Annotated in this window: 15 protein-coding genes and 1 pseudogene; 10 read left to right on the forward strand and 6 right to left on the reverse strand. The window is 30.5% G+C overall.

Annotated features, from left to right (window positions below):
- The first annotated feature begins 152 nt into the window (after positions 1 to 152).
- Together J9309_RS01065 and J9309_RS01070 are read left to right on the forward strand one after the other, a co-directional pair.
- Positions 153 to 452 carry a YHS domain-containing protein gene (locus tag J9309_RS01065; RefSeq protein WP_230476609.1) on the forward strand — a complete coding sequence of 100 codons (300 nt, stop codon included), beginning with the start codon at positions 153 to 155 and terminating at the stop codon, positions 450 to 452.
- A complete protein-coding gene (locus tag J9309_RS01070) occupies positions 445 to 1,101 on the forward strand; it encodes an SCO family protein (RefSeq protein WP_230476610.1) in 657 nt (218 codons plus the stop codon). The genes J9309_RS01065 and J9309_RS01070 overlap by 8 nt, the downstream gene beginning before the upstream one ends.
- 43 nt (positions 1,102 to 1,144) lie before the next feature.
- Here J9309_RS01070 and J9309_RS01075 read toward each other — a convergent pair whose 3' ends face one another.
- Positions 1,145 to 1,795, reverse strand: coding sequence for a carboxypeptidase-like regulatory domain-containing protein (locus J9309_RS01075; protein ID WP_230476611.1), 651 nt, complete (start codon positions 1,793 to 1,795; stop codon positions 1,145 to 1,147).
- Positions 1,796 to 1,951: 156 nt separating this feature from the next.
- Between J9309_RS01075 and rlmD the strand changes: the two genes are divergently transcribed.
- The 6 genes and pseudogenes from rlmD to rplI all read left to right on the forward strand — a co-directional run.
- Positions 1,952 to 3,370 carry a 23S rRNA (uracil(1939)-C(5))-methyltransferase RlmD gene (gene rlmD, locus J9309_RS01080; protein WP_230476612.1) on the forward strand — a complete coding sequence of 473 codons (1,419 nt, stop codon included), beginning with the start codon at positions 1,952 to 1,954 and terminating at the stop codon, positions 3,368 to 3,370.
- A 15-nt stretch (positions 3,371 to 3,385) separates the two neighbouring features.
- Positions 3,386 to 3,937 (forward strand): DUF6452 family protein, encoded by a 552-nt coding sequence (locus J9309_RS01085; RefSeq protein WP_230476613.1) that lies wholly within the window; start codon positions 3,386 to 3,388, stop codon positions 3,935 to 3,937.
- Positions 3,888 to 4,577 carry a DUF6048 family protein gene (locus J9309_RS01090; RefSeq protein WP_230476614.1) on the forward strand — a complete coding sequence of 230 codons (690 nt, stop codon included), beginning with the start codon at positions 3,888 to 3,890 and terminating at the stop codon, positions 4,575 to 4,577. The genes J9309_RS01085 and J9309_RS01090 overlap by 50 nt, the downstream gene beginning before the upstream one ends.
- Positions 4,578 to 4,966: 389 nt before the next feature.
- Positions 4,967 to 5,314: a 30S ribosomal protein S6 gene (rpsF, locus tag J9309_RS01095; protein ID WP_230476615.1), complete on the forward strand. Its 348-nt coding sequence runs from the start codon at positions 4,967 to 4,969 to the stop codon at positions 5,312 to 5,314.
- Between the two features lie 8 nt (positions 5,315 to 5,322).
- Positions 5,323 to 5,625, forward strand: a complete 303-nt coding sequence (rpsR, locus tag J9309_RS01100) for a 30S ribosomal protein S18 (protein WP_072930426.1) — start codon at positions 5,323 to 5,325, stop codon at positions 5,623 to 5,625.
- A gap of 25 nt (positions 5,626 to 5,650) precedes the next feature.
- A pseudogene (gene rplI, locus J9309_RS01105) lies at positions 5,651 to 6,148 on the forward strand (50S ribosomal protein L9); the annotation flags it as partial.
- 275 nt (positions 6,149 to 6,423) lie between these two features.
- On the opposite strand, the gene J9309_RS01110 reads toward rplI, so the two are convergent.
- The 5 genes from J9309_RS01110 to hemA all read right to left on the reverse strand — a co-directional run bounded on the left by J9309_RS01110 (position 6,424) and on the right by hemA (position 11,234).
- Entirely contained in the window at positions 6,424 to 7,221 is a 798-nt protein-coding gene (locus tag J9309_RS01110; RefSeq protein WP_230476617.1) for a superoxide dismutase, read from the reverse strand.
- Positions 7,222 to 7,365: 144 nt separating this feature from the next.
- The gene (hemE, locus tag J9309_RS01115) at positions 7,366 to 8,394 is read right to left on the reverse strand and encodes a uroporphyrinogen decarboxylase (protein WP_230476618.1); all 1,029 of its coding nucleotides are present in this window, start codon (positions 8,392 to 8,394) and stop codon (positions 7,366 to 7,368) included.
- On the reverse strand, positions 8,387 to 9,058 hold the full coding sequence (locus tag J9309_RS01120) for a uroporphyrinogen-III synthase (protein ID WP_230476619.1): 672 nt from the start codon (positions 9,056 to 9,058) through the stop codon (positions 8,387 to 8,389). Before J9309_RS01120 ends, hemE begins: the two co-directional genes overlap by 8 nt.
- Entirely contained in the window at positions 9,058 to 9,981 is a 924-nt protein-coding gene (gene hemC, locus J9309_RS01125) for a hydroxymethylbilane synthase (RefSeq protein ID WP_230476620.1), read from the reverse strand. The genes J9309_RS01120 and hemC overlap by 1 nt, the downstream gene beginning before the upstream one ends.
- Positions 9,982 to 9,986: 5 nt before the next feature.
- Positions 9,987 to 11,234, reverse strand: coding sequence for a glutamyl-tRNA reductase (gene hemA / locus J9309_RS01130; protein ID WP_230476621.1), 1,248 nt, complete (start codon positions 11,232 to 11,234; stop codon positions 9,987 to 9,989).
- 197 nt (positions 11,235 to 11,431) lie between these two features.
- Here hemA and J9309_RS01135 point away from each other — a divergent pair, with 197 nt between their 5' ends.
- Positions 11,432 to 12,322 carry a helix-turn-helix transcriptional regulator gene (locus tag J9309_RS01135; protein WP_230476622.1) on the forward strand — a complete coding sequence of 297 codons (891 nt, stop codon included), beginning with the start codon at positions 11,432 to 11,434 and terminating at the stop codon, positions 12,320 to 12,322.
- A gap of 89 nt (positions 12,323 to 12,411) precedes the next feature.
- The gene (locus tag J9309_RS01140; protein WP_230476623.1) at positions 12,412 to 13,476 is read left to right on the forward strand and encodes an endonuclease; all 1,065 of its coding nucleotides are present in this window, start codon (positions 12,412 to 12,414) and stop codon (positions 13,474 to 13,476) included.
- Positions 13,477 to 13,493: the final 17 nt, after the last annotated feature.

The following is a 13,493-nucleotide window of genomic DNA, read 5'->3' on the forward strand; positions in this document are numbered from 1 at the left end:
TGGTTCTAACTCTATTAAAAATACTTAATCTTTTTGAGAGTGAATAAATAATCATTAAAATTTAAGAAATGTTATGATTTAGAATGTAGTAAATCATTTTTTAATACATAAATACAACCTAAATTTGTATCAAATTCTTAAACAATTGACAAATGAAAATGATTAAAATATTATCAATTATCTCTTTATCCATTTCAATTTTTTCTTGTACCAAAGAAAATAAAAACGAAAATGATGTTGACGTACAAGTTATGGAACATGCACACAAAGATATGTCTGCTGGTAATGCTTTAAATGTAGAAGTTGTAAATGAATTAGATCCTATTTGTGGAATGACTACGGCAGATTATTTAAAAGATACGGCAGATTACAAAGGAAAAACTTACGGTTTTTGTAACACCATGTGTAAAGAAAAATTCTTAGAAAACCCAGAACAATATATCAATGAATAAACAATTAATTGGAGTAATTGCTATAATTATTTTAGTTGTTGGTTTCATATTTTGGAACAATTCAAAATCGGATAGTGATTTAGTCAAGATTATGGATGTGCCGAGTTTTGAAATGACCAATCAATACGGTGAAAAATTCACAGATCGCGACATGTTGGGAAAAGTTTACTTAGTAGAATTTTTCTTTACAAGTTGTCCTACAATTTGCCCTGTGATGAAGCAAAACCTTAGAATTATTGAAGATTCTATTAACGATCCTAAATTTGGAATTGTTTCTATCACGATTGATCCAAAACGCGATACTCCTGAACGTTTGTTAGAACATTATAAACAAATTCAAGCTAAATCTCCGAATTGGTTTATGCTAACTGCAGAACGTGATTATATACAAGAAGTAAGCAAAAAATTTAATATTTACTTGGGTGATGCAAAAGATGAAGCCAAAAGTTTAGATCACAGTGGTCAATTTGCATTGGTTGATAAACAAGGAAAAATTAGATCAAGAGTGAACGGTCATGGTATTCCTAAGTTATATTATTCAGGTTTGAATTATTCCGACGAAGCTGGTGTTAATCCATCTTTAAGTGGAACTTATCATCCAGACGTTACCATGGTTATAGAAGATATCAAGAAATTATTAGAAGAATAAATAAAAAAAACACTTAAATATTTAAGTGTTTTTTTATTTATGCTTATCTCAATTTTACATTGACAATTTCCCCATCCGATTTTACTTCTATAAATAATTCAAGAAATTCACTGCTATTCTTATAATATTCATAAGGCGAATAATAATCTGTTCGACCTCCATAACCATTATAAGCACTTCCTGTATATTCATTTCCTGTATAAGTTGTCGTATAATCTAATGTTCCATAAATATAATATTTACCTGGTTTCATATCTGGAAAAGTAAATTCGCCACTACTGTTTGTAATAGATTCTAAACGATAACGAGTCGCATCGTTACTCATCATAACGTAAGTATTTCTTTTAGGATTATTTTTAGATTTATCTTTCCATAAAGTATAATATTCTTCAAAATAAGGCGTCACAGGAAACAAAATAACTTTAATTTTATTTGCATAAATTTTCTCTCCAGTTTTTAATCCAAAATTTTTATTTTGTCTTGCTCTAGTAAAAGCTACACCTTTAATTTTACCTTTACCTATAGCTAACATATTTTTTGCAGTGATTGAATCAAATTGTTGTTTTGGATAAATAATTTTTTGATTCTGTTTTTTCAATATAGCTTCTTTATCCTTTTTTTCTGGTTCTACATACTGAGCATATACCAACGAATTAAAACATAGAAAAAACCAAACTAATAACGTGTAATTCATAATTTTAAGTATATAATTTCAACTAAAATACAATATTAATTTTAGTTAAAAATTGAATCTCATTATTTTAACTGATTTTGTATCAAATAGATTATATAAATTGATTCTATTTTTTAGAATGATTCAATATTTCAATTACATCATTATCTTTGCAGCATGGGAAGAAAAGTGAAGCAAAAAATCATCTTAAATAACATCGAAGTTTTACGCGCAGGTGCGAAAGGTGTTTCTGTTGGAAAAACAGAGGAAGGAAAAACAGTTTTAATTAAAGGTGCTATTCCTGGAGATGTTGTAGATGTACACGTTTTAAAGAAAAAAAGCAGTTATTTAGAAGGACAAGCAGTAGCTTTCCATAAAAAATCTGAATTTAGAGTAGAACCTCAATGTGAGCATTTTGGAGTTTGTGGTGGTTGTAAATGGCAAGATATGAGCTACGATGCTCAGCTAAAATTTAAACACGACGAAGTAGTAAACAATTTAGTTCGCATTGGTGGATTTAAAGATATAGAAAACGAAACAGATTATATTGTAGGTTCTAAAGAACAATATTTCTATCGTAATAAATTAGAATTTACATTTTCTAATGCACGTTGGTTAACTTTAGAAGAAATTAATTCTGGTAAAGATTTTAACGATCGTGATGTCGTAGGATTCCACATTCCTGGCGCATGGTCAAAAGTTTTAGATGTAACAAAATGTCACTTACAACGTGATCCATCTAATGCTATTCGTTTAGAAGCAAAACGTTTTGCTTTAGAACATAATTTAGATTTCTTCGATTTAAAAAATCAAGAAGGTTTATTACGTACCTTAATGATTCGTACTTCTCAAAACGGAGAATTAATGGTATTGGTTCAATTCTTCCGCGAAGAAAAAGAAAATATTGAAGCATTTTTACAAAACTTAAAAGATAAGTTTCCTGAAATTACTTCTTTATTATATGCTATTAATCCAAAACAAAACGATTCTGTTTACGATTTAGATATTCAAGTTTTTGCTGGCGAAGATCATATTATGGAACAAATGGAGGATTTAAACTTCAAAATTGGTCCAAAATCATTTTACCAAACAAATCCAGCCCAAGCGTATGAATTATACAAAATTACGCGTGATTTTGCAGGATTAGAAGGAAACGAATTGGTATATGATTTATATACTGGTACAGGTACAATCGCACAATTCGTATCTAAAAAAGTAAAAAAAGTAGTTGGTATAGAATCTGTTCCTGAAGCAATTGAAGCTGCTAAAGCTGCTGCTGAACGTAACGGAATTACAAACTGTGATTTTTATTGTGGTGATATGAAAGATGTTTTAAATCAAGAATTTATCGAGCAACACGGTATTCCTGATGTAATTATTACTGATCCACCTCGTGATGGAATGCATAAAAAAGTTGTTGAAAACATTTTATTCATGAATCCTAAGCGTGTTGTTTACGTTTCTTGTAACTCTGCTACACAAGCTCGTGATTTAGAATTAATGAAAGATCAATACAAAATTGTTAAAGTTCAGCCTGTTGATATGTTTCCACAGACGCATCATGTTGAAAATATCGTAGTTTTGGAGCGAATTTAAATCACTCATTATCCTATGAATTGTAATTACATAAAAAATATAACTTTATTAGGTCTTGCGCTTGGAGTGTTTACACTTACAAGCTGCGAGCCTGATGATATCTGCTTAGCAGAAGAAGCGCCCTATGTTACCTTAAAGATGTATTACCCTAACTCAGATACTGAATTAGAAGATACCATCTTTTATAGTGCCTATATTAATGACACCATTTTAATTGAGTCTGGTAGTAACGAAAGAGATTTAACAGTTTTAAATTTACCTATTTTATCGACAGAAAATCGTACGATTAAGTATGTTTTAGAACAAGGTTCTACCTATAAGACTACTTTTATTAATGAAAATGATACAATCGTAACAACTCATCAAGCGCCACAGGATATTATTTATGTAAATTATCAAATTGATAATAAATACAATTCTAAAGCATGTGGATTTGGGATCTATTATAAAGATGCTAATTTTACAACTACCAACAATTGGATTCAAAATTTAGAAATCGTTAATACAACTATAGATGATGCAACGTCAACTAATCTTAACATTTTTGCTGAACCTCGTCGCTATTAATTTTGCTTTTGCGCAAATTAATGAAACAGTAAAAGACACTGTAGCCAACGATAGTATTGCAACAATCAAAAATCCCAAACATTTTTATGTAGGTGTCGATTTTTCAACACCAGTACAAACTATTTTTTCGGATAAACAAGGTGCACAAGCATTTGTTAGCTATCAAATTAAACCAAAGATTCATGCAATAGCAGAGTTTGGTTTTGAGAAAAATACTTTTAAAGAAAATCATTGGGATGTAAAAGTTGACGGGTTTTTCGGAAAAGTTGGAGTTAATTATTTCATTATACAAGAACCTAATAATTCTGAAAATGGTTTCTATATCGGTGGACGTTTAGCATATTCAGCCTATAACCAGAAAATTAATTCATATCCGATTAAAGATATATACACCAATCAAAACCTTGGTCAAGGTTCTAAAGAACAAGCAAGCGTAAATTCTTATTGGGTTGAAGTTGTAATTGGTGGAAGAGTAAAATTGTACAAAAAATTATTTGCCGATTTTTCTATTCATCCAGCGGTTTATATTGCAAGTAAGAAACAAGAAGGAATTGATCCATTAGTAATTCCAAGCTTTGGAAGAAACAATGGTCCGTTTAATTTACCGATGTTTTGGGGATTATCATATCAATTATTTTAACAAAACATATCATGATATAATAAAAAAACGAGTGAATTACTTCACTCGTTTTTTTATTATATATTTAATTAATAAAATTTTAAACGATAAAATTTCGTTTGTAAAAAAAGGAAAGCCCTCACAAAGTGAGGGCTTTAACCTTAACCAACCTAAACCTATGAAAAAGCCATTAGCCTTTTATAAACACAAAAGTAACATTGTTTTTATAAAAAACAAGCATTCTATTATTTTTTTTCAATAAAATTTAACTATTTAATTATTGATTTAACAAATAATGGTTTTAAAATGTTGTTAGATAAAAATTTAATCAATTGTAAGATAATTCAAATAAATCTTCTTATATTTGCCCCTCGTAAAAAAAGTATTAATCATAATAAAACAATTTTAAAATGACAAATTACGAAACTGTTTTCATTTTAACTCCCGTTCTATCTGACTCTCAGGTAGAGGAAGCAGTTAATAAATTCAATGATTTCGTTACTTCTAACGGAGGTGAAATCGTTGCTGCTGAAAATTGGGGCTTAAAAAAATTAGCTTACCCAATTCAAAACAAAAGAAATGGATTCTACCACTTAGTAGAATTTAAAACTGAAAATGCTGACTTAGTATCTCAATTAGAGGTTGCTTACAAGCGTGATGAGCGTGTTATCCGTTTCTTAACTGTGAAATTAGACAAACACGGTATCGAATGGGCTGAAAAGCGTAGAACAAAATTAAAGTCTAACTCTAACAAGTAATCAAAGCTATGGCAATCGACGATTTAGCAAAAAAAGCAGCAGGAGGTAGCGAATCAGAAATCCGTTACTTATCTCCATTAGATATTGAAACACAATCAAACTCAAAATACTGTCGTTTCAAAAAATTCGGAATCAAATACGTTGACTATAAAGACGCTGATTTCTTATTACAATTCGTAAACGAGCAAGGTAAAATTTTACCTCGTCGTTACACAGGAACTTCTTTAAAATACCAAAGAAAAGTTTCTAAAGCTATTAAAAGAGCACGTCACTTAGCATTAATGCCATTTATCGGTGACCAATTAAAATAATTAAAAACCTAAAAGAAATTTTATCATGAACGTAATTTTAAGACAAGATGTAGATGGTTTAGGTTTTGAATTCGAAATTGTTTCAGTAAAACCTGGATACGCTCGTAACTTTTTAATTCCACGTGGATTAGCATCAGTTGCTACTCCTAAAAATGTAACTGCATTAAATGAAGTTTTAGAAGCTCGTAAAGCTGAAGAAGCTGCATTAATCGCTGATGCAACAGCAAAATCTTCTAAATTAGAAGGATTAGTAATTAACTTAGAAGCTAAAGTTGGTAACGGAGATAAATTATTTGGATCTGTTAACAATGCTGATTTAGCAGCTGAATTAGTTAAAGCTGGTGTTGAAATTGAAAAGAAAAACATCAAAATCCCTGGAAACACTATCAAACGTTTAGGAAAATATACTGCTAAAGTACGTTTCCACAGAACTGTTGAAGTTGATTTCGATTTCGCAGTAATTCCAGATGCAGCATCTATCAAAGCAGCTGAAGAAGCAGCTAAAACTAGAGCTGAAATGGCTAAATTAGATGCTGAAAAAGCAGCTAACGCTAATAAAGAAGAAGGTTCTATCTTTAACTTTGACAATCCTATCTACGCAATGGATAAGAAAAAACAAGCTAAAGAAGAAGTTGCTACTGAAGAAGCACAAACTGAAGAATAATTTTTATTCAACATACTTCAAAATCCCCAATCAAATGATTGGGGATTTTTTTTGGTTATATTTTTCGACAAAACTTAAATAAAAAAAGCGATTTCCGTTGGAAATCGCTTTTAAACATATATATATAAAATCTATTATTTAGCTACTTTGCTATAGTTGTTTTCAACTTCTTTCCAATCTAAAACATTAAAGAAAGCATCAACATAATCAGCTCTTAAATTCTTATATTTTAAATAATAAGCATGTTCCCATACATCAATACCTAAAATTGGAGTTCCTTTTTCTTCGGCAATCGCCATTAATGGATTATCTTGATTTGGAGTTGAAGTTACTGCTAAAGAACCATCTTCTTTTACAATTAACCAAGCCCATCCAGATCCAAATCTTTTTGTAGCCGCTTCTTTTAACTTAGCTTTTAATTCATTTACTGAACCAAAATTCTCGTTAATTTTAGTTAATAATGCACCCTTTTCATCTAATTTAGTTGGAGTTGGCGACATAATATCAAAATACAATAGGTGATTGTAATATCCTCCAGCATTATTACGAATCGCATTGTTTTTCATTGCAGATTCATTATTTAATAATTTTACGATATTGCTCTCACTAATATCAGCATCTTTTAACGCGGTGTTCAAATTATTAATATATCCTAAGTAATGTTTACCATAGTGCGTTTCCATTGTCTTAGCATCAATATAATCAGATAATTCATCATATCCATATTTCAACGTTTTAATTTGATAAATACCTGGATCAGCTTTTACATCTGTTGGGCTACCCACATTTTCTTCAACTTTTATAGAATCAACTTCTACAATAGAATCTCCTGCTGTTGGTGTCTCTGTTGTTCCACCATTTTTAGTATTTTCGCACGATTGAAAAAATAGTGCTGTTCCAAGAATTGCAACTATGTATATATGCTTTTTCATTTTGAGAATTATGTTGTTATATTAATTATAGCTAAAATATAGCAATTTTACTTGATTATGAAAGGATTTCTTATCAATATTTTGTTAAATACATAAAAAAAGAGCTCAAGTATGAGCTCTTTAAGATGATATAGATAAAATCTACTATTTTTTCTTATAATTTACAACTGCTTCGATAAAAGCTTGTGCATTTTCTACTGGTACATTAGGTAAAATTCCGTGACCTAAATTAGCTATATATTTTTGAGTTCCGAAACGATCAATCATATCAACCACTAATTCTTGAATTTTCTCTGGTGGAGATAATAAACGAGCAGGATCAAAGTTACCTTGTAAAGTTTTCTTATTACCTGTAAACTGACGTGCTAATTCTGGTGTAATTGTCCAATCAACTCCTAAACCTGATGCGTTAGAATCTGCCATTTTTTCTAAAGCAAACCAACATCCTTTCGCAAAAACAGTAACTGGAACAACTTTAGAAACTTCGTTCACGATTCTTTCGATGTATTTCCAAGAGAATTCATCGTAATCAGCTGGAGATAACATTCCACCCCAAGAATCAAAAATCTGAATCACATTTGCACCATGTTCTACTTTCTTTAATAAGTAATCAATCGTTGTTTGTGTAATCTTTTCTAATAACATGTGAGCCGCGATTGGGTTCTTGAAACAGAAAGATTTTGCTTTATCGAAAGATTTAGAACCTTGCCCTTCTACTGCATAACATAAGATTGTCCAAGGTGATCCTGCAAATCCAATTAATGGAATATTGTTATCTAATTCTTTTTTCGTTAAATCCATTGCAGCGTAAACGTATCCTAATTCTTCTTCAACATCTACAACTGGAATATTTTCTACATCTTGTAACGTACGGATCGGATTCTCTAACCATGGTCCTACTCCTGGTCTCATTTCAAAATCCATTCCCATTGCTTGAGGAACAACTAAAATATCTGAAAAGATAATAGCTGCATCTAATGGAAAACGACGAATTGGCTGTACAGTAATTTCTGCTGCTAATTCTGGCGTTTGGCAACGCGTAAAGAAGTCATATTTATCTCTTAATTCGATAAATTCTGGTAAATAACGACCAGCTTGACGCATCATCCATACTGGTGGACGCTCTACTTCTTCTCCTCTTAATGCTCTTAAAAGCAAATCATTTTTAATCATTAATGCAATGTTTTATATTGTTAACAACAACATCTACCAATGGAATTTCTGCGGTAATAATGTTGTGATTGATATACACTTTTTCGACCTCTGAAGTCGTTGTTTTTCCTACTGTAAAAATAGTTGAATTTGTTGGAATTGAATTGTTTTTAACAAAGCTTTGGAACGATAATGGACTGAAAAACACATACGCATCATAGTTTTGTTCTACTTTGTAAAAAACAGGTGTTGATTGATAAGTAATAATTTCGTTTACAGAATGATTATTCAACGTTAATTCATCAATCAATAAATCTCGACGTGTATTTCCACAGAAAAAATTCCAATTTTTATCTGTTTCGATTTTTAGAAGTTCGGGTGCCAATTCTTTAGCATAATCCGTTTCCAAAACCACGTTAAAATTTAATTCTCTCAGTTTAGAAGCAGTTTTCTTTCCTACTACATAAAAATCGCCTTCCAAATTTAAATTTTGAATGGCTTTAACTGAATTTTGACTTGTAATGATAAACTGTTTACAATTTGGATTAATTTGATTTTGAATTATTGTTTCATCCGTTAAATCAATTTGTAAAGTTGGCCGACAATCAATTAGTATTTCTTTGCCTAATTGATCGATTAACCAATCTTTATTAATCTCTTTAGTAAATAATACAGATTGTATCATTAACGTTGTCCTATTTCTTGTTTAATTTTTGTAATCATTTCAGCCGCTCCTTTTGCGATTAATTCTTCAGCAAATTCGCGTCCTTTGTTTACGTATTCATCTTTTTGGAATTCATTTTCGATTGTTAACATTTCTTGTCCATCAATCGATAAAACTGCTCCTTTAAAAGAATATGTATTTTCATCTTTTTTCTCTACTAAAGCTCCAATTGGTGCTGTACAACCTCCTTCTAAAACATTTAAAAATTGACGTTCTACAGTAGCGAATAATTCACATTCTTCATCGTTTAAACTTGGCATTTCAAAACCTTGTTTTACAACAATCCCTAAAATTCCTTGTGAAGGCGCTGCCACCATCCAATCAATGATTTTATAGTGAAGATTTTTTTCTTTTAATTCTTCTAAGATTTCTGAACGATCTAATCCTGCAAAAGCAAAAACAGCTCCGTCCCAATCATTATCAATTAATTTTTGTAAACGTAATTGTACGTTTCCTCTTAAATCTACAACTATATCTTGTGGATATTTATGATTCCAAAAAGCTTTACGACGTAAAGAACCTGTCGCAATTGTACGGTGTTCTTTCTCGAAAATATCTTCTGATTTATAAACTAAGATATCGTTAGAATTGGCACGTTCTGGGTAGGCGATTAATTCTAATCCTTCTGGTAAAACAGTAGGAACATCTTTTAAAGAATGTACTGCAATATCTACTTTATCATTTAATAAAGCAATATCTAAAGAACGTGTAAAAACACCTGTTAAACCTAAAGAATAAATTGGTTGTTTTAAATTATCATCACCTTCAGAAGTTACCGGAACAATTTCGGTCGCACATCCTTTTGCTTCTAATAAAGAAGCTACTTTATTGGCTTGCCAAAGTGCTAAAGGACTTTGACGCGTACCAATTCTTATCGTTTTCATTTGTATTATGCTTGTTTTAAATGAAACATTTTTTCGATTAACTCGATTGTTTCTTTAGAATCATCACGGTTTTCAATCAAGAATGATGCAAATTGATTCGTAATCTTTTGCATTAACTTGTTTGTTAACATGATTTCTTGTTCAGATATTTCGATATTATCTTTTCTTAGGTTATTTAATTCGTGTTTTTGTAAGAATTCTAATCTACTTTTAAACGATTGAATTGCTGGAACAAATTCACGATTCTCTAACCATTCATAGAATTCCTTAGAATATTCATCAATAATAGCAATCGCTTCAGGCACCGCGTTACGGCGCTGAGCGATTGTATCATCTACCATTTTCGAAAGTCCATCGACATTCACTAATTGAATCGACTCACGTGATGCTAATGTATGAACTACGTTTTCTGGAACAGACATATCAATAATAATCATCTGTTTATCATAAGGAATCATATCTTCTGTAATCGTATGCACAGATGCACCCGTTGCTACAATTAAGATATCCGTATTTTTTAATTCTTCCTGAAGTTCGCTGTGGTCTTTTACTTTTACATGATGCTTTAATGCAATTGCTTCAGCTTTTGCTTTTGTACGATTGATTAAAGTAATGTTTGTTGTAGGATATTGTTTTACCAAATTGGCACAAGTATTTCGTCCAATTTTCCCAATTCCGTAAAGTAAAATATTTTTACCAGTTAAATCTGGTTGTGTTTGTTGAATAAAGTTTACAGCAGAGTAAGCAACAGATGCAGATCCGTTACTTAAAAAAGTTTCATTCTTAACTTTTTTAGAAATCTGAATAGCTGTATTAACTAATCGCTCTAAAAAGGCATTAGATGCGCCCATTTTTTTGAAACGAACGAACCAAATTTTAATTTGACCGATAATATCAAAGTCACCTAAAATTTGACTTTCTAAACCTGATGAAACACGAAATAAATGAGAAATTGCCTCCTCACCTTCCTTCACCATCATAAATTGACGGAATTCATTTGCATTACCTTCAGTAAACTTACAATATTGTTCTACCATTTGATCTTCGCTGTCTGCGAATCCATAAAACTCTGTACGATTACATGTTGATACAACAAAGAAATTTTCAAGCCCGTTGGCTTGAGAATCTTTTGTAAATGCTTCTACCTGCTCTGGGAAAAACGTATATTTACCACGTGTTTCGGCATCAGCTTTTTCGTAGCTAATTCCGATCACATAAAATCTTTGCTCTTCTTTATTTCCTCTAATTGTCATTCTCTGTAAAAACTGTGACAAAAATACTCTAAAACAGAGAACAGAAAATACCCATAAAACAAAAAAATAACGCTAAAAATTAATTTTAGCTTTTTTAGAATTATTATAAATAAATAACTATTTTTGATCTAAATCCATTATTAAGAGTGATTTCACATCTAAACCGATTGTTTTCATGACTAATCTCATTAAATACTATGAATATAAAAAATACCCATAAAAGTATAATAAAAGAATATAAAGTTTCTCAAGACGTTTACATCGCTCTATTAGACAACAATACGGCTGCAACTGAAACCATTTTAAAGGGTATTGACAAACGATATATACAATTTTATTTTTGTACCAAGGGTTCCCTTACATTTAATTTTAATAATGGAATATATAAAATCAATTTAACAGAAGGCCGTAGTTTTTTATTCTATTATCCTGCTTTGGATTTACCATTAAGTTTAAATATTCACGCAGATAGTAAAGTATGTATCGCTGTTTTATCGATTGAAAAACTTTATCAATTATTTGCCGAACATGGTATACAAGATAATTTTATATCAAATATAAATTTGAAACAATTTTATCAAGAAAAAATTTCGACACCTCAGATCCAGTTAGCTTTAAGCCAAATTGAAGAAAACAAAATGGCTCCACAATTTGAACGATTATATTTAATCGGTAAAATGTATGAGTTATTTACCTTGTATTTTTCGAGTCCAACGATGGAAGAAACGGAACAAAATCCTTTTATTTCTAATGACATTCAGGCTAAAAAAATTAAAGAAATCAGAAATATGCTACTTGATAATTTAATTAATCCACCTTCTATTAAAGAAATTGTTGAGCGATATTCGATATCTGAATATTTACTAAAAGATGGTTTTAAAAAATTATACAATAACACTGTATATGGTTTAATTCTAGATAAAAAACTAGAAATTGCAAAAGCTCGTTTAGAAGAAGGAGAATTAAAAGTTAAGGATATTGCTTTTGAACTAGGTTATGAAAATCCATCACATTTTATTACAGCCTTTAAAAAGAAATACGGAATTACACCAAAACAATTCACTAAAACATTAGGTTATAACAATTAAGAAAATAAAAAATATTCATTATCAACTGATTAATATCTGCTTAATTAAATTTATAAATGATTAATTTTGCCTGATTTTAAAAAATTTCAATGAAAAAACTATTATTTTTTTTATTACCCTTTTTAGGTATCGCTCAGATACCTTCGTATTATGATGGTGTTGATTTCTCTGTAAGAGAAGATATTGAAGCTGAATTATCTGATTTAACTATCGCAAAACATACTACTTTTTTAAGATACACGCCTGGTGTTTGGGATGTATTAAAACAAGCAGATTTAGATCCTAATGATCAAAACAAAGTTTTATTAATATATGGTTATGATGACAATGACCAAGATAAAAAGAATGACCGCACAAGATCTATTTCGGATACAAATAATGGTGGTTGTGGTAGCTGTATAGGTCGTTGGGAAAGAGAACACGTTTATCCACAATCTTTAGCTGTTCCTCGTATGTCTACAGATGATCCAGGAACTGGTACAGATGCTCATAATTTAAGAGCGGTAGATAGACAAATGAATAGTTCTAGAGGAAATCGTTTATATACAGAAAATACTGGTAATGCAACAACAGTTGGCGGATCAGCTTTTTACCCAGGAGATGAGTGGATTGGTGATATTGCACGTATTATAATGTATATGCATATTCGTTACAATCAAACTAACTCGGCTTTAGGTACTTTATGTGCAGCAAATGTGATTGCTTATGACCCTACAAACGTTGCAAATCCTAATATGCCAGATTTATTCTTAAAATGGAATGCAATTGATCCACCTTCTGAATATGAATTAGTTCGTAACGAAGTTATCGCAGAAGCTCAAGGAAATAGAAATCCATTTATAGACAATCCTTATTTAGCGACTTTAGCTTGGGGAGGACAAGATGCTTTAAATACGTGGGGTAACTTCTTAAATACGACAAATTACGTTCAAGAAGAAATCACAGTTGATGTAACACCAAATCCATCGACAGATGTTGTAAATATTATCAGTAAACAATTTAAATCAGCAAATTTATATAACATTCAAGGAATGTTAATTCAATCTGATTTAAAAGATAAATTTAGTATTGCACAATATCCTGCAGGAATTTACATTTTAGCCATTCATTTAGATAATGGCACTATTGTAACTAAGAAAATTATCAAAAAATAAATTCAAATCATCTTATT

Origin of the sequence: Faecalibacter bovis, from assembly GCF_017948305.1 — a bacterium.
Classification (GTDB): Bacteria; Bacteroidota; Bacteroidia; order Flavobacteriales; family Weeksellaceae; genus Empedobacter; species Empedobacter bovis.